The 16,173-nt window shown below is 67.3% G+C and carries 15 protein-coding genes; 8 read left to right on the top strand and 7 right to left on the bottom strand.

The window, feature by feature from the left end; genetic code table 11:
- Positions 1-2: 2 nt before the first annotated feature.
- From pssA to rimI, 3 genes are read left to right on the top strand one after another with little or no spacing between them, the layout of a single operon-like run.
- Complete coding sequence (gene pssA, locus GIW57_RS09465; protein ID WP_100462840.1) at positions 3-782, top strand: CDP-diacylglycerol--serine O-phosphatidyltransferase; 780 nt, start codon at positions 3-5, stop codon at positions 780-782.
- A 53-nt stretch (positions 783-835) separates the two neighbouring features.
- Positions 836-1,291, top strand: coding sequence for a hypothetical protein (locus GIW57_RS09460; protein ID WP_202908274.1), 456 nt, complete (start codon positions 836-838; stop codon positions 1,289-1,291).
- On the top strand, positions 1,288-1,785 hold the full coding sequence (gene rimI / locus GIW57_RS09455; protein ID WP_089238655.1) for a ribosomal protein S18-alanine N-acetyltransferase: 498 nt from the start codon (positions 1,288-1,290) through the stop codon (positions 1,783-1,785). The genes GIW57_RS09460 and rimI overlap by 4 nt, the downstream gene beginning before the upstream one ends.
- Positions 1,786-1,843: 58 nt before the next feature.
- Here rimI and GIW57_RS09450 read toward each other — a convergent pair whose 3' ends face one another.
- From GIW57_RS09450 to GIW57_RS09430, 5 genes are all read right to left on the bottom strand, one after another.
- Positions 1,844-2,665, bottom strand: coding sequence for an EamA family transporter (locus GIW57_RS09450; protein ID WP_100462842.1), 822 nt, complete (start codon positions 2,663-2,665; stop codon positions 1,844-1,846).
- Positions 2,666-2,804: 139 nt separating this feature from the next.
- Complete coding sequence (locus GIW57_RS09445) at positions 2,805-5,633, bottom strand: valine--tRNA ligase (protein ID WP_236510245.1); 2,829 nt, start codon at positions 5,631-5,633, stop codon at positions 2,805-2,807.
- 34 nt (positions 5,634-5,667) lie between these two features.
- Complete coding sequence (locus tag GIW57_RS09440) at positions 5,668-5,859, bottom strand: YqaE/Pmp3 family membrane protein (protein ID WP_025879360.1); 192 nt, start codon at positions 5,857-5,859, stop codon at positions 5,668-5,670.
- 19 nt (positions 5,860-5,878) lie between these two features.
- On the bottom strand, positions 5,879-6,304 hold the full coding sequence (locus tag GIW57_RS09435; RefSeq protein WP_025879359.1) for a DNA polymerase III subunit chi: 426 nt from the start codon (positions 6,302-6,304) through the stop codon (positions 5,879-5,881).
- Positions 6,305-6,401: 97 nt separating this feature from the next.
- Complete coding sequence (locus GIW57_RS09430; protein ID WP_236510243.1) at positions 6,402-7,880, bottom strand: leucyl aminopeptidase; 1,479 nt, start codon at positions 7,878-7,880, stop codon at positions 6,402-6,404.
- Between the two features lie 104 nt (positions 7,881-7,984).
- Here GIW57_RS09430 and lptF point away from each other — a divergent pair, with 104 nt between their 5' ends.
- The 3 genes from lptF (at position 7,985) to GIW57_RS09415 (ending at position 11,143) form a co-directional block, all read left to right on the top strand.
- Positions 7,985-9,067: an LPS export ABC transporter permease LptF gene (gene lptF, locus GIW57_RS09425; protein ID WP_100462845.1), complete on the top strand. Its 1,083-nt coding sequence runs from the start codon at positions 7,985-7,987 to the stop codon at positions 9,065-9,067.
- Positions 9,064-10,170 (top strand): LPS export ABC transporter permease LptG, encoded by a 1,107-nt coding sequence (gene lptG, locus GIW57_RS09420; protein WP_100462846.1) that lies wholly within the window; start codon positions 9,064-9,066, stop codon positions 10,168-10,170. The genes lptF and lptG overlap by 4 nt, the downstream gene beginning before the upstream one ends.
- A gap of 103 nt (positions 10,171-10,273) precedes the next feature.
- Positions 10,274-11,143, top strand: coding sequence for a hypothetical protein (locus GIW57_RS09415; RefSeq protein WP_236510242.1), 870 nt, complete (start codon positions 10,274-10,276; stop codon positions 11,141-11,143).
- A gap of 95 nt (positions 11,144-11,238) precedes the next feature.
- Here the strand turns inward: GIW57_RS09415 and GIW57_RS09410 are convergent, their stop codons facing one another.
- A complete protein-coding gene (locus GIW57_RS09410) occupies positions 11,239-11,727 on the bottom strand; it encodes an RDD family protein (protein WP_100462848.1) in 489 nt (162 codons plus the stop codon).
- Between the two features lie 56 nt (positions 11,728-11,783).
- On the opposite strand from GIW57_RS09410, the gene xerD reads away from it, so the two are divergent.
- A complete protein-coding gene (gene xerD / locus GIW57_RS09405) occupies positions 11,784-12,761 on the top strand; it encodes a site-specific tyrosine recombinase XerD (RefSeq protein WP_100462849.1) in 978 nt (325 codons plus the stop codon).
- A gap of 91 nt (positions 12,762-12,852) precedes the next feature.
- Entirely contained in the window at positions 12,853-13,641 is a 789-nt protein-coding gene (locus GIW57_RS09400; protein WP_236510239.1) for a thioredoxin fold domain-containing protein, read from the top strand.
- A gap of 121 nt (positions 13,642-13,762) precedes the next feature.
- Here the strand turns inward: GIW57_RS09400 and GIW57_RS09395 are convergent, their stop codons facing one another.
- Complete coding sequence (locus tag GIW57_RS09395) at positions 13,763-15,874, bottom strand: glycosyl hydrolase family 18 protein (RefSeq protein ID WP_230111604.1); 2,112 nt, start codon at positions 15,872-15,874, stop codon at positions 13,763-13,765.
- Positions 15,875-16,173: the final 299 nt, after the last annotated feature.

Genomic DNA, 16,173 nt, shown 5'->3' with positions numbered 1-16,173 from the left:
CCATGGACCCGATCACACCGCCGCCGCGCTCGCGCACGATTTACCTGCTGCCCAACCTGTTCACCACGGCTGGGCTGTTCTCTGGCTTCTACGCCATCATCGCCGCGGCCAACGGGGATTTCGTCAATGCCAGCATCGCCGTGTTCGTGGCGGCGGTGATGGATGGCCTCGATGGCCGCGTCGCGCGCCTGACCGGCACCAGCAGCGAGTTCGGCGTGCAGTACGACTCGCTGGCCGATCTGGTCAGCTTCGGCATGGCGCCGGCGCTGGTGATGTACCACTGGTCCCTGTCGGAACTGAAGTACGACGGTGAACTGGTCGGTCGCCTGGGCTGGGCAGTGGCGTTCCTGTACGCCGCCTGCGCGGCGCTGCGTCTGGCCCGCTTCAACACCCAGGTGGCCGTGGTCGACAAGCGCTGGTTCGTCGGCCTGGCCAGCCCGGCTGCCGCCGGCCTGATGATGTCCTTCGTCTGGGCCTTCGCCGATGGCACGTTGGGCTGGAACGGCAACGAGCTGCGCTTCGTGGCGCTGGCGGTGACCCTTGTCGCTGCGCTGCTGATGGTCAGCCGCATCCGCTTCTGGAGCTTCAAGGGCGGCGCGGCCAAAGAGGGTGCACGTTCAGACCGTGTCCCGTTCCTGGTGCTGGCACTGGTGCCGATCGCCATCGCCATCGCGGTGATCGATCTGCCACGTGTGTTGCTCGTCGTCGGCATCCTCTACGCCCTGTCAGGCCCGGTGATGTGGGGCGTGCAGCGCCTGCGCAAGAAGCCCGAGGCAGCGTGAGTCAGGACCTGCCCGTGTTGTGGTCCCCGGCCCAGCAGGCCTGGCTGCAGGCCATGGGCTACACCGTCTATCACGACGGCCAGCTGGCCGCCGAGATGGACGCGGCATTGCAGCTGAGCGTGGCCGAAGCCGAGGCATCGATGCCTGCGGCGGTCGAGCCGACGCGCACGGCTCCGCCTTCGACGCAGCACACGCGCAACCAGCGCGATCCTGCGCCGGAACAGCGGCCCGAGCGCGCGCCGCCACGCACTGCCGTGCCGGTGGCGGCGCCGGATACCGTGCCGGCTGCTGCACGTCCGCTGCCCACCGGAAACGCGCGCCAGCCGCTGGTGCGCTTGCCTGATCGCCTGCAGATCGCGCTGTTGCGAGCGTCGGGCTGCAATCCCAACGACCCGGCCACACAGACGCTGATGGAAAGCTGGCCGCTGGAACAACTGCGTCGCGACCCTGCTGCCAAGCGCGCGTTGTGGCCGCAGCTGCGAGCGCTGCGCAAGGGCGGAACCGCATGAGTGCGGTCAGCCAGCCCGGGCCGGTGGCGATGCGTGCACTGCGCGAGAGTGATCTCAACGCGGTGATGGCCATCGAAGTGCGTGGCTATCCCTACCCCTGGACCCGCGGCATTTTCCTGGATTGCCTGCGTGCCGGTTACCCCGGCCTGGCCATGGAGCGCGATGGCCTGTTGATCGGCTATGGCGTGCTCAGCCTCGCTGCCGATGAAGCACATGTGCTGAACATCTGCATCGATCCACTGGTGCAGTCGCGTGGCCTCGGCCGTGAGCTGCTGCGTGCGCTGGTCCGTCTGGCCGGTGATCGAGGTGCGCAGCGGGTGTTCCTGGAAGTGCGTCCGTCCAATACGCCAGCCCTGGCGCTGTATCACAGCGAAGGCTTCAACGAAATCGGCCGGCGCCCCCGCTACTACCCTGCTGCGCAGGGACGCGAAGACGCACTGGTGATGGCGATTGAACTGGTGGACGGTGAGCTGGAGACGATGCCGCCGCTGTAATCGGCGTCGCGTGGCCGCTGCGCTCGCCGGGCATGGCCCGGCGCTACCGATGCGTTGTTTACGCCAGCCGCAGGGCCAACACGCCAGCCACGATCAACGCCGCCGCCAGCCAACGCGCACGCGGCACCCGCTCGCGCAGCAGGAACACCGAGATCAGCAGCGCGAACAGGATCGACGATTCGCGCAGCGCCGACACCATGGCCACCGGCACCTGGGTCATCGCCCACAGCGCCATCGCATACGACGCGGTGGTGCCGATGCCGCCGGCCACACCCAGCGGCCAGTGCTGGCGCGCATACGCCAGCAGCTTGCCGCGCTGCCGATGCAGTGCCCACAGCGGCAACGGAATGCCCGACAGCAGGAACAGCCACAACGTATAGCTCAGCGCATTGCCGGACAGCCGTGCGCCCTGCGCATCGACCAGTGTGTAGGTGGCGATCATCGCCGCCGTCAGCAATGGCAGCCGCAGCTGGCCGCCGCGTGCGCCGCGGGCCATGCACAGGATGCCGCCACTCACCAGGATGACGCCGAGCCAGGCCGACGGCGGCAGGCGTTCGCCGAGCACGGCGCCGGCCAGCGCAACCAGGATCGGCGCGCAGCCGCGCATCATCGGATACGCCAGGCTCATGTCGACCTGCTGGTAGCAGCGTGCGACCAACGCGTAGTACGTCACCTGCAGCAGCACCGACGCGCCCAGCCACGGCCAGCTTTCCGTGGCAGGGAAGTGCAGCCACGGCAAGACGAGCGCAGACAACAGCGCGGCGCTGCCGGTGACCAGTACGGTGCCGAGGAACTTGTCCGGTCCGCGTTTGACGATCGCGTTCCAGCTGGCATGTAGTGCCGCGGCAGCGAGGACCAGCAGGAAGATGGAAAGTGGCATCGGGTGATGATGCCATGCGGGGAAAAATGAAACGCCGGGCATTGCCCGGCGTCAGCCTTGAAAATGTGCCAACCAAGGTTGGCACCTACCAAAGCGGAACGGTGGGTGCGGACCCAGGTCCGCACCCACCAGTGAGGCGTTACAGCTTCGCGCGCTGCTCGCGCAGGCCAGCCAGCTGGTTGTTCCAGTCGACCAGGCGCACGCGCTCCTGCTCGATCACCGCCGGCGGCACCTTGTCGGAGAACTTGGCCAGCTTGGTCTCGCTCTTCTCCTGCTCGCCTTCCACGCGCTTGATCTCCTTGTCCAGGCGCGCGCGCTCGGCATCGAGATCAACCAGGCCTTCCAGCGGTACCAGCAGCTTCAGCTCACCGACGATCGCGGCGGCTGCCGGCGGCGCACTCTGTGCGTCGCCCAGCCACTGGATGCTGTCCAGCTTCAGCAGGAACGACAGCGAGGCGCTGAAGCGTTCGATGCGCACGCGGTCCTGTGCCAAGCCGGCCAGCAGGCGCAGCGGTACCAGCTTGGACGGGGCGACGTTCAGTTCGCTGCGCACGCGGCGCACGGCACTGATCACCGCCTTCAACCATTCAACGTCGGCCTCGGCCTGCGCATGATCGCCCTCGAACTCGGCGGCGGTCGGGTACGGACGCAGCGACAGCGTGGTTTCGGCCAGGCCCAGGCGCGGGGCCAGCTGCTGCCACAGCTGTTCGGTGATGAACGGGGTCAGCGGGTGCAGCAGGCGCAGCAGCGCTTCCAGCACGTACAGCAGCGTGTGGCGGGTGCTGTCAGCGTCGGCGGCATCGGCGCCATTCAACGCCGGCTTGCTCAGCTCCAGGAACCAGTCGCAGAACTCGTTCCAGGCGAATTCGTATAGGCATTGCGCCAGCAGGTCGAAGCGATAGGCGGCGAAATGGCCCTGCGCTTCGGCGGTGGTGGCGGCCAGGCGCGAGAGGATCCAGCGCTCGGCATCGGTACGCGGGGTCGGCACGCCGGTGAACGCCGCACCTTCGGTGTTCATCAGGGTGAAGCGGCTGGCGTTCCACAGCTTGTTGCAGAAATTCTTGTAGCCCTCGGCGCGGTTCATGTCGAACTTGATGTCGCGGCCATGGGTGGCCAGCGCGGCGATGGTGAAACGCAGCGCATCCGCGCCATGGGCGGCGATGCCGTCCGGGAACTCCTTGCGCGTGGCCTTCTCGATCTTCTCCACCATGCGCGGCTGCATCAGCCCGCCGGTGCGCTTGGCCACCAGATCGTCGATGGTGATGCCGTCGATGATGTCCAGCGGATCGAGCACGTTGCCCTTGCTCTTGGACATCTTCTGGCCCTGGCCATCGCGGATCAGGCCGGTGAAGTAGACGTCCTTGAACGGGATCTTCCCGGTCAGGTTGTCGGTGGCCATGATCATGCGCGCCACCCAGAAGAAGATGATGTCGAAGCCGGTGATCAGCACCGACGACGGCAGGTAGCGGTCGAAACCGCGCTCGGCCATCGCCTGCTCGTTCGGCCAGCCCAGGGTGGAGAACGGCCACAGCTGCGAGGAGAACCAGGTCTCCAGCACGTCGCTTTCCTGGCTCAGCACCACGTCGCTGCCGAGATTGTTCTTCGCCCGCACTTCCGCTTCGCTGCGGCCGACGTAGCAGCTGCCGGTGGCGGCATCGAACCACGCCGGAATGCGGTGGCCCCACCACAGCTGGCGGCTGATGCACCAATCCTGGATGTTGGTCATCCAGTGGCGGTAGGTGTTGATCCAGTTCGGCGGCACGAAGGCGATAGAACCGTCTTCGACCAGCTCGAGACCACGACGCGCCAGTTCGTCCATCTTCACGAACCACTGGTCGGTCAGGTACGGCTCGATCACCTGGCCGGTACGGTCGCCGCGCGGTACCTGCAGCTTGTGCGCCTTGGTCTCGACCAGGATGCCCAGGTCTTCCAGTTCACCCAGCACGGCCTTGCGCGCGTCGTAACGGTCCAGCCCCTGGAAACGTTCCGGCGCGTTGTCGTTGATCGCGGCCACCGGGGTGAACAGGTTGATCATCGGCAGGCTGTGGCGCACGCCCACCTGGTAGTCGTTGAAGTCATGCGCCGGGGTGACCTTGACCACGCCGGTACCGAACGCACGGTCCACGTAGTCATCGGCGATCACCGGCACGCGGCGGCCGGTCAGCGGCAGCACCACGCTCTTGCCGATCAGGTGCAGGTAGCGCTCGTCTTCGGGGTGCACCATCACCGCGGTGTCACCCAGCAGGGTTTCCGGGCGGGTGGTGGCGACCACCAGGTAATCGCGGGTTTCGCGCAGCGTCTCGACGCCGTCGGCATCGCGCTCGACGTGTTCGTAGCTCAGGCCTTCATCAAGCTGGTAGGCGATCGACCACAGGAAACCGTCTTCCTCGGCGCTCTCCACTTCCAGGTCCGAAATCGCGGTCTTCAGCACCGGGTCCCAGTTGACCAGGCGCTGGCCACGATAGATCAGGCCCTGTTCGTGCCAGCGCACGAAGGCCTCGATCACCGCTTCGGACGGCTGCGGGTCCATGGTGAAGGTGCTGCGCGACCAGTCGGCCGAGGTGCCGAGCCGGCGCATCTGCCGTTCGATGATGTCGCCGGACTGCTGCTTCCACTCCCACACCTTGCCGATGAAGCCCTCGCGGCCCAGCGAATCGCGGGTCTCACCGTTGCCTTCCAGCGCCAGGTTGCGGCTGACCACCATCTCGGTGGCGATGCCGGCGTGGTCGGTACCCACCTGCCACAGCGTGTCGTAGCCGCGCATGCGGTGGTAGCGCACCAGCGCATCCATCAGGGTCTGCTGGAAGGCGTGGCCCATGTGCAGGGTGCCGGTCACGTTCGGCGGCGGCAGCAGGATGGTGTACGGCTCGCCCTTGCCGGACGGCTTGAAATGGCCGGCCTTCTCCCAGGCCTCGTAGAGGTCGGTCTCGAAGGACTTCGGGTCGTAGCTGGAGGCGAGTTGGGTCATGCGGGGGAACCAGTCATCAAGGCGGGAAGGGAGATCAGCGCGACCCGAGGGTGCGCCGGATCTTCTGGTCGGTGTGGTACTGGCTGACCGAATAGGCAGCCCAGATCGCGGCGGGCAGCCAGCCGATCAGGGTGATCTGCAGGATCAGGCAGACGATGCCGGCAAAGGGCCGGCCGATGGTGAAAAAGGACAGCCAGGGAAGAATCAGGGCGATCAGCAGGCGCATCAAGGGGGCCTCGCAGGGCTTACATGTCGTGCTTGTTCAGGTCGTAACCGGCGGTCTTGTACTGGCGCCAGCGCTCGCGCAGCGGTTCGCGCGCTTCCGGATCGGCCGGCACCACTTCCAGCACGCGCTCGCACTGGCCCAGCCAGGGTTCGTCGCGCAGGTTGATCACCAGCGGCCGCACGGGCGCCTCGCCACCGGGCGGGGCGATCAGTACCAGCGCTTCTTCCTCGTCCACATCCTCACCCACGATCTGGTGCGGAATGTAGGCATCGTCGTCGAACGACCAGAGAAGTTCGTCGAGTTCTTCGGCCTGGGCCTGGTCGCGGGCCAGCACCAGGGTGAACAACCCGGCGTCGTTGGCCTTGCGCGCCAGCTCGCAGACCAGGCGCAACGGCTCGGTCAGGAAACGGGGCTTGGCGATCAGGTAGAAGTCGGCGCGGGGCATGGCGGCATCCAGGTGAGGCAGGTGCCGATCCATGCCGGGTGACGGCTGGAGCGGCGAGGCCCCGGCCGGCGGTTGCCGGCCAGGGTCAGGTACAGCGTCAGGCGCGGGCGACCTGGTCCAGCAACCACTGGCTCAGCAGGCCGACCGGACGGCCGGTGGCCATGCCACGCTTGCCTTCATCGCTGGCCACGCCGGCGATGTCCAGATGGGCCCAGCGCTGGCCTTCGGCGAAGCGCGACAGGAAGCAGCCCGCGGTGATGGCGCCGGCCCAGCGGCCGCCGATGTTGTAGACGTCGGCGAAGCTGGAATCCAGCATCGGCTGGTACTCGTCCCACAGCGGCAGGCGCCAGGCGCGGTCGAAGACCTGCTCGCCGGCGGCCAGCAGCTCGTTGGCCAGGTCGTCGTGCTTACTCATCAGGCCGGCGGTCTGGTGGCCGAGGGCGACCAGGCAGGCACCGGTCAGAGTGGCCACATCGACCAGCGCCTGCGGCTCGAAGCGCTGCGCGTAGGTCAGTGCGTCGCACAGGATCAGGCGACCTTCGGCGTCGGTGTTGCCGACTTCGATGGTCTTGCCCGACATCGAGGTGATGACGTCGGACGGACGGTAGGCATTGCCGTCGATGGCGTTTTCCACCGCCGGCACCACCACGACAAGGTTCAACGGCAGCTTGGCCTTGACCGCAGCGACGAAGGTGCCGATGACGTTGGCGCCACCGCACATGTCGTACTTCATCTCTTCGATGCCGCCCTGGGTCTTCAGGTTGACGCCACCGGTATCGAAGGTGATGCCCTTGCCGACCAGCACGTAGGGCTTGGCGTCGCCGCCATTGCTCCACTTCAGCACCACCAGGCGCGGGCGGTTGGCCGAGCCGCGGGCCACGGCCAGCAGCGAGCCCATGCCCAGCGCTTCCATCTGGGTCTCGTCGAGGATCTCGGCTTCGGCGCCGTCATGCTCGCCGGCGAATTTCACACCCACTTCAGCCAGGTAGGCCGGGGTGCAGTAGTTCGGCGGCAGGTTGCCCAGCTCGCGGGCGAACTCGACACCGGCGGCGATGGCCTGGCCCTGGGCCAGGGCCTGCGTGTCCTCACCGGTGATGGCCAGCTGGGCCAGGCCGGCATCGTCGGCCTTCTTCTTGCCCAGGGTGGCGGTGTAGCGGTAGGCCGCGTGGTCGGCGGCGATCACCGCCTGGCGGATCGTCCAGGCCGCGTCGCGGTCCTTCACCGCCACCTCGGACAGGGTGAACAGTGCGCTGCGGGCAGCGCCGGCCTTCAGCGCGCGCACGGCATCGCCGACCGCCTTCAGGTACTGCGGCACGCCGAAGCGGGCAGCATCGCCGAGGCCGACCACCAGCACGCGCGGGGCGGTCACGCCCGGCAGATCGTGCAGCAGGGTGGTGGCGCCGGTCTTGCCGGACAGGTCGCCGCGCTGGGCCAGGGCGGTCAGGCGGCCACCGCTTGCAGCATCCAGTGCCTGCGCGGACGCAGTCAGGGTATGGTCGGCATAGGCGCCGACGACGAGGCAGTCAACGGCGGCCGAAGCCGCAGCGAGGTGGTTCAGGGTGAATTCGAGAGCCATTGAGCAGATTCCATTGGCAAGTCCGTACAATCGCGGACCGTTTACGCCCAGACGCTAGACTGGGCGGCACCGCGAACGAACCTGAGAGTTTAAACCACCGCCCCATGTTGAAGCTCGACCGCTATCTATTGGGCGATTTCGTCCAGAGTTTCCTGGCTACCCTGATCGTCCTGCTGGTGGTCAGCGTGGGCGGCGTGCTGGTGGACATCCTCGGCAACATCGCCGACGGGCGGCTGCCAGCCAAGCTGCTGTTCTCGCAGCTGGGCCTGCAGTTCATCGTCTACATGCCGCTGATCCTGCCGCTGGCACTGATGCTGGGCCTGCTGCTGGCCATCGCCCGCCTCTACCGCGATTCGGAAATGGCGGTCATCACCGCCATCGGTGTCGGCCCCCAACGCCTGCTCAAGCCCCTGCTGCTGCTGGTGCTGCCGGTGATCGCGGTGGTCGGCGCCTGTTCGTTGTGGCTGGGGCCCTGGGCCCAGCGCACCGCCGAACAGATGATCCAGGACGCCAACCGCAGCGTGCTGATGGCCGGCCTGGAGCCGGGCCGGTTCACCCCGCTGCCCAATGGTGGCGTGGTGTATGTCGCCTCGATCTCCCCCGATGGCAGCCAGCTGGGCCGGGTGTTCCTGCAGCGGCAGAAGGAGGATCGCCTTGAAGTGGTGTCCGCCGCCAGCGGTCGCATGTACTTCGAAGGCGCCCGCCAGCGCTTCCTCGAACTGGATGATGGCCACCAGCTGGAAGGGCCGGTGGCCGGCGGCCTGGATTACCGCCTGGCGACCTTCGCCCGCAACGACGTGGCGCTGCCCGACGGCAGTGAAGCCCGCAAGAGTGATGACCCCGAACTGATGCCGACCACCGCGCTGTTCGGCGACAAGCGCCCCGAGGCGCAGGCACAGTTGCATCGCCGCCTGGCCCCGCCGCTGATCGCGCTGGCCTTCGCCCTGCTGACCGTGCCGCTGGGCCGCAGTTCGCCGCGCCAGCAGCGCTACGGCCGGATGATGCTGGCCCTGCTGGCCTACATGGTCGGCACCAACATGATGTTCATCGGCAGTGGCTGGATTGCCAATGGCCAGATTCCGCCGGCGCTTGGCCTGTGGTGGCTGACCCTGCCGCTGCTGGCACTGGCGATCTGGATGTACGCGCGTGACGGCCGCATGGCCCGCCCGAAGGGAGCCCGCGCATGATGCTGCGACCGATGCGTTTCGATCTGTACCTGGGCCGTGCGGTGCTGGGTACCGTGCTGCTGACCTGGGCGGTGCTGGTCGGCCTGGACGTGCTGATGGCCTTCTCCGGCGAGTTCAAGGACATCGGCAAGAACGGCTATTCGCTGGGCCATGCGGCAGCCTGGGTGCTGTACACCGTGCCGCGCCGGGCCTACACGATGTTCCCGACCGCAGCGGTGATCGGCGCGCTGATGGGCCTGGGCCAGCTGGCCGCGACCTCGGAGCTGACTGCGCTGCGCGCGCTGGGCCTGTCGCGCAAGCGCCTGAGCGTGTCGGTGGCGATCGCCCTGTCGTTGCTGACCGGGCTGATGGTGATCAGCGCCGAGACCCTGGGGCCCTGGGGCCAGAACCGCGCCGATTCGCTGAAGATGAGTGCCAAGTGGGGCACCGACATGGCGGTGGCGCGTTACTCCGGCTTGTGGGCGCGCGAAGGTGACACGTTCCTCAACGCACAGAGTGGCGAAGAACAGCTGGTTGGCGACAAGGGCACGCGGCTGATTCTGCGTGACGTGCGCCTCTACAGGATCAACGAGGACGGGCGGGTCGGCACGTTGACCCATGCCGCCACCGCCGAGCATGACAAGGACGGCTGGGTGCTGACCGGCGTGCGCCGTGACACCTTCGGCGAGCGCTCGGCAACGCGCCAGGAAGCAGCCCGTGAGCCGTGGAATTCCAAGCTGGACGCCGGAGCCTTGGCCACCGGCATCGCCAAGCCGCGCAACCTCAGCGTGTCCGAGCTGAGCACCAGCATCGCCTACCGCGAGCGCAACGGCCTGGATGCACGCGACTACGAGGATGTGTACTGGAGCCGCTGGTTCTATCCGTTGAATGTGCTGGCGCTGTGCCTGGCGGCGGTGCCGTTCGCGTTCGGTTCGCTGCGCAGTGGCGGCATGGGCAAGCGCCTGTTCCTGGGCATCCTGTTCGCGCTGGCGTTCTGGCTGCTGCAGCTGTTCTTCGGGCGCATGGCCGGCGCGCTCAAGTTCGACTACCGCATTGCCTACGCGTTGCCGCCGATCGTGATGCTGGCGGTGTCCGGATTGCTGTTCCGGCGCAAGTCCGGCTGATTCCTGCGGCGCCGGCAGATGCCCGGCGCCTTTGCCTGCCAGGTTGGGCCTGCGCCCGACCGCTGGTGATTCACAGTTCCGTAGTTCCACTTCAAGGACGAACATGATTTTCCGTCACATTCTGCCGTGCATCGCGGCCGCACTGCTTGCTGCTGGGTGCAGCCGATCTGTCGATTTCGAAATCGACAATCCGACCGACAAGCCGCTCACCCTGTCGATCGACCAGCAGGTGTATACCCTGCTGCCGCACACCTCCCTGCCACTCACCCTGGAGCCGGGGCAGTACCGCCTGCAGGGCGAGAAAATCGGCACCGTGCGCATGGTTGTCTATGCCGATGGCATCGGTGGCCTGATCAACCCGGCTCTGGCCGAGTACGTGATCGTCACCGAGCAGTACGTCACCAGCAAGACCAATACCGGCAACCTTGCCTCGAAGGTCGAACTGAATGACGTGGTGATTGAAGGCCCGTACGTGAAGGCGACCGGCCTGTTCATTCCGCGTCGCTGGGATGTGGGGCTGCTGGGTGAACTGCCCACCACCGTGGTGTCCAACAGCCCGGACACCTCGTCCGACTACCGCACCAAGCTCTATAACGTGCCCGGCTTCTTCCAGTACCTGGAGGCCGAGGAAGACCTGAAGGAAGCCTTCGGGCCGTCTGGTTACCAGACACCGGCGGCGGAGGTGGCCTTCACCCCCGCCCAGCTGCCGGACCTGCCGGTCGCCTACGAGGCACAGGGCAAGCCGATGCGCGAACTGTATGCGCAGTATCTGGCCGCCACCGATGCAGGCGAGCAGAAGCGCCTGAAGAAGGGCAGCCTGAAGTTGTGGCAGGACTTCGTGAAGACCCGTGCGCAGATGAGCGGGCAGGTGCCCGTGGCTGACGACGTACAGGCCAACGCGTTTGCTTCGGCGTTCTTCGACATCTGGACGCAGCCTGCGGTGATCCTGCCCGACCCGGCGCCTGCAGGCTGATCGCTGCGCTGATCGTGTAGAGCCGAGCCCATGCTCGGCTGTCTTTCGCGATGCGCTCGATAGCCGAGCATGGGCTCGGCTCTACAGGCAGTGCATCACCGTTTCGGCATCCGCACCATGCGGGTGGCGCTCGCGCGGTCGTGCCAGGTCAGCCGCTGGCGATCCACCAGCGCCCACCAGAAGCCCAGCCCGCCCAGCAGCAACGACAGCGTGGCCACCGCGAACCGCAGCCACAGCTGGCCGCGTCGCAACGGCGTGCCGTCGCGTGATTCCAGCTTCAAGCGCCACGGGCGCATGCCCAAGGTCTGCCCGCCGCGCCGCCAGCTGGCGGTGGCATACCAGCCGGTCAGCCCCCAGCACACTGCCCACAGCAGCCATTGCCATGCGCTGAAAGGCGCGATGTTCTCGCGCTGCGCATGGCCGCTGAACGTATAGGCCAGGGTGAACACGGTGCCGGCCAGCATCCACAAGGCCAGCACCGGCAACGCGTCATAGATCATCGCCAGCAGGCGCCACAGCAGCAGCGCGCGCGGGCGGGGCGTATCAGCGGCGACGTGGGCCGCATCGGTGGCGGGGCTCGACATGTGCCGAGCATACGCAATGCTGGCCGTGCCCGCAGTCGGCCTCGTATCCTGCGTGCATGGCCGTCACTTCCACTCCCGCCGAGCGTCGTCAGCTGGTTCAGCAATTGCCCGAGCTGCGCGGCGAGGACAGCCAGCGCATCCAGCGTTTCCTCGACGCGATCTGGGCCGAGCACGGTCTGGCCCGCGCCACGCTGGACAGCTACCGCCGCGACCTCGAAGGTCTGGCGCGCTGGTGTGATGGACGCGACGGTGGTCTGGCCGGTGTTGAACGCGCCGGCCTGTTCGATTACCTGGCCTGGCGCACCCGCCACAACTGGTCGCCGCGCAGCAACGCGCGCCTGCTGTCGGCACTGCGCGCGTTCTTTGCCGACGCCGTGCGGCGTGGCGAACGCAGTGAAGATCCCAGCGCACTGCTCGACCCACCCAAGCTGCCACGGCTGCTGCCCAAGGCGCTGGCCGAGAGCCAGATCGATGCGCTGCTGGCGGCGCCGGATATCGACAGTCCGCTCGGCCTGCGCGACCGCGCCATGCTGGAGCTGATGTATGCCGCCGGGCTACGGGTCAGCGAGCTGGTGCTGTTGCCCGCCACGGCGGTGAACCTGCGCCAGGGCGTGCTGCGGGTGACCGGCAAGGGCAGCAAGGAGCGCCTGGTGCCGCTGGGCGAGGAGTCGCAGTACTGGCTGGAACGCTACCTGCAGCAGTCGCGACCGCAACTGGTGGGCAAGGGCAATGTGCAGGCGCTGGCCGACGGGCAGACGCCCTTGTTCATCGAGCCGGCGCTGCATGGCTTGACCCGCCAGGCATTCTGGCACCTGGTCAAGCGCTATGCGGCGGTGGCCGGTATCGACCCGGCGCGGATCAGTCCGCATGGCCTGCGGCACAGCTTTGCCACCCACCTGCTGAACCGTGGCGCCGATCTGCGCGCGCTGCAGATGCTGCTGGGCCACAGTTCGCTGTCCACCACCCAGATCTACACGCTGGTCGCACGCGAACACCTGCAGAAACTGCACGCCCGCCATCATCCGCGCGGCTGAGCCCCTGCCGGGCCTGTGCGCGGGATCGCGGTCCACTCAGGATGGCTGTGTCAGAATCCGAAGTCTTCTCTACTCTGCTGCGGACTGCTCCATGCTCCGATTCGCCATCGCCGCCGTGCTCGGTGCGCTCAGCCTGACCGCCTGCGCCCAGCCTGCCCCGCCTGCCGCGAAGGCGCCTGTCGCGGCGGCAGGCAAGGCCGCCCCTGCCGCCGCCAACGGGGCGGCCGAGCAGGCCGTGCGCAAGGCACTGACCGAGCTCAACCCGGGTTTCCAGGTGGACTACATCGGCGCCGCGCCGTTCCCGGGCTTCCGTGAAGTGGTGGTCTCCGGCCAGCTGCTGTACGTCTCCGACGACGGCCGCTACCTGTTCCAGTCGCAGCCCTACGACACCCGCGCCAAGAGCCCGGCCAACAGCGAGGGCCTGCTGGGCTACCGTCGCGACCTGCTGGCCAAGGCCAACCATGGCGATCGCATCGTGTTTGCCGCGCCGAACGCGAAGTACACCATCAGCGTGTTCACCGACATCGAATGCGGCTACTGCCGCAAGCTGCACCAGGACATCGCCGAGCTCAACCGCAACGGCATCACCGTCGAGTACCTGGCCTTCCCGCGCATGGGGCTGGGCAGCAAGGATTACACCGACATGATCTCGGTCTGGTGCGCGGCTGATCGTCGCCAGGCGCTGACCAATGCCAAGGGTGGTGGCACGGTGGCCGCGAAGAACTGCACCAACCCGGTGGCGATGCAGTACGCCCTGGGTCAGCAGTTGGGCGTGAACGGTACGCCGGCCATCTTCGCGCCGGATGGCACCCAGCTGGGTGGCTACCTGCCGCCGATGCAGCTGCGTGCCGCGCTGGAGAAGCTGTCGGCCAAGCGCTGACCGCCGCTGACCTTTTTCTGTAGAGCCGAGCCCATGCTCGGCTGCGGACACATCAGCCGAGCATGGGCTCGGCTCTACAGGTTGGAAACCGGGGATGCCAGTCGCATCCCCGGTTGTCTGCTTATTTCAGCCCATCACTGACCGCTTTGGTCAGCGTGCCCTGCGCGTCGTCGCCGCTGAACTCCCAGACGAACGCACCGCCCAGTCCCTGGGTCTTCACGTAGCCCATCTTGCGGGTGATGTTGGCCGGGGTATCGAAGCTCCACAGCGTGCTGCCGTTGTAGATCCAGGTGGCACCGGCGGTGTTGTCGGTGTAGCTGGGCCACGCCAGGTTCTTCAGCACCTTCCAGTCTTCGATGCCGGCTTCATACGTGCCGGGTGCCGCACCGGTGGCGCTCTGGTACAGGCCGTTGTTGGCGTTGCTCACGCCGGTCCAGCCACGCCCGTAGTAACCGATGCCCAGGTTGAGCTTGGCGGCGGGAACACCGCGGCTGATGAAGGCCTCGATGGCGTCGTTGCTGTTGTACAGCTTCTGGTCGCCGGTGGACGGATCACTCGGCGAATCGAACAGTGCCGACTGGTGATTGGTCTTCGCATCCCACGCGCCGTGGAAGTCGTAGGTCATCACGTTGATGTAGTCCAGGTACGGGTGGTACGCGGCCGGATCGGTGACGCGGATCTTGTCGATGCCGGCGCCGACCGCCACCGTCAGCAGCAGGCCTGGACGCACCGCATCGAGCTGGCGACGGAACTCGGCCATCAGCGCGGTGAAGTTGGCATTGTCCTCGGGCGTGCCGCAGGCGATACCGCAGGCCACCGGGTATTCCCAGTCGATGTCGATGCCGTCGAACACGCCCAGCGCCGCACCCGGGCCACCGGCACCGTCGGTCACCGGCAGGTTGCCCTTGATGTAGGCGTCGATGCACGAGGCGACGAAGGCCTGGCGGTTGGCCGGTTGCGCTGCGCTGGAGAAGCCGCGCGACCAGGTCCAGCCACCCAGCGAGATCAGCACCTTCATGCCCGGGTACTTGGCCTTGAGCTGCTTGAGCTGGTTCCAGTTGCCACGCAGCGGCTGGTCCCAGGTATCGGCGCTGCCGCTCACGCTTTCGCCGGCACCGAAGGCCTTGGTGTAGTCGGCGAAGGCATCGCCACCCACGCCAGTGTTCGGGTCCGATGCCTGAGTCACGCCCACTTCGCAGCGGTTGTTGCGCACGTTGCCGAAGGCGTAGTTGATGTGGGTCAGGCGCGCGGCCGAACCGCTGCTGTCGATGTTCTTGACCCGGTAGTTGCGGCCGTAGATGCCCCACTGGGTGAAGTAGCCGATGACCCGCTTGCCGGTGGTGCCACCGTCGCCGGCCAGGGTGCTGGCGGTCACCGCCGTGCCCTGTGCGGAGGCATTGCCGGCGTTGTCGCGGGCGCGCACGCGGTAGCTGTAGCTGGTGGAGGCGGTCAGCCCGCCATCGACATAGCTGGCGCTGGACGGTGAACCGACCAGGCTGCCGTTGCGGTACACGTCGTAGCCGGCCAGGCCGCTGCCACCGGTGTTGTCGGTGGACGGGCTCCAGCTCAGGGCGATGCTGTTGGCGGTGCGGGTGCCCACGGCCAGGCCGCCGGGCACGCTGGGCGCGGTGGTATCGCCACTGGCCGCGTTGACGGTGATGGTGATGGTCGCGGTGCTGGCGGTGGCGTTGTTGTTGTCGGTGGCGACCGCGCGCAGGGTATGGCTGCCGGCGCTGGCGTTGGCCCAGCTGGCGCTGTACGGCGCGCTGGTGTCGACGCCCAGCGAACTGCCATCGCGGAAGAACTCGACCTTGCTGACGCTGCCGTCCGCATCGCTGGCATTGGCGGTCACGTTGACCGTGCTGCCGGCGCTGAAGGTGGCGCCGTTGGCCGGCGAGGTCAGGCTGACCACCGGCGGCTGGTTGGCGCCGCTGCCGTCACAGGCGCCGAGGTTGGTGTAGTAGGGCGCCCCGGCCGGATGGTCCGGCGGTGCGTTCCAGATGTCCTGGTTCGCCCGATAGAGGACGCCTCCCTTCTGCAGGGTATCGCCACTCCGGTAGATCTTGGCCTGGTCCCATTCGGCTACGCCGGCACAGCTGGCGGCCTGGGCCAGGCCGGGCAGGGCAACGGCCCCGGCGAGGGCCAGCAGCCAGGCCAGACGGCGCGGGCGACAGCGTTGAAGGGAAGGGTGGGCACTGCGTACATCGGCACTCTGCACAAGCGGGTCGTACATGGTGTGTCTCCGATCGATGGTTGGCGCACGGGCCACGACGGCGCCGCACGTAACGCAGGGTCCGGACATCGCCCGGGAAGGCGACGGAGGGGCGGACGGAGGTACCTGGTGGGCCGGGGAGAGAGTCCGGCGCCAGGTGGGGACAACGTTGTCATCAATTGCGTGGTCAATCCGTGAGCGAGCGCATGGTTCGGGGATTTGGCGGAAAGCGGCGCTGGCGCGCGGTCGGCAGCCATCGGCGGAGCCCCCTCGTGGTTGGGGTTGGTCGTTTACAGCGGATTTCTGGCGGTGGGCCGGGC

The organism is Stenotrophomonas sp. PA-6-5C (genome assembly GCF_021605635.1).
Classification (GTDB): domain Bacteria; phylum Pseudomonadota; class Gammaproteobacteria; order Xanthomonadales; family Xanthomonadaceae; genus Stenotrophomonas; species Stenotrophomonas lactitubi.
The sequence above is the reverse complement of the archived record's forward strand: the minus strand, read 5'-3'. Positions and strand labels throughout refer to the sequence as shown.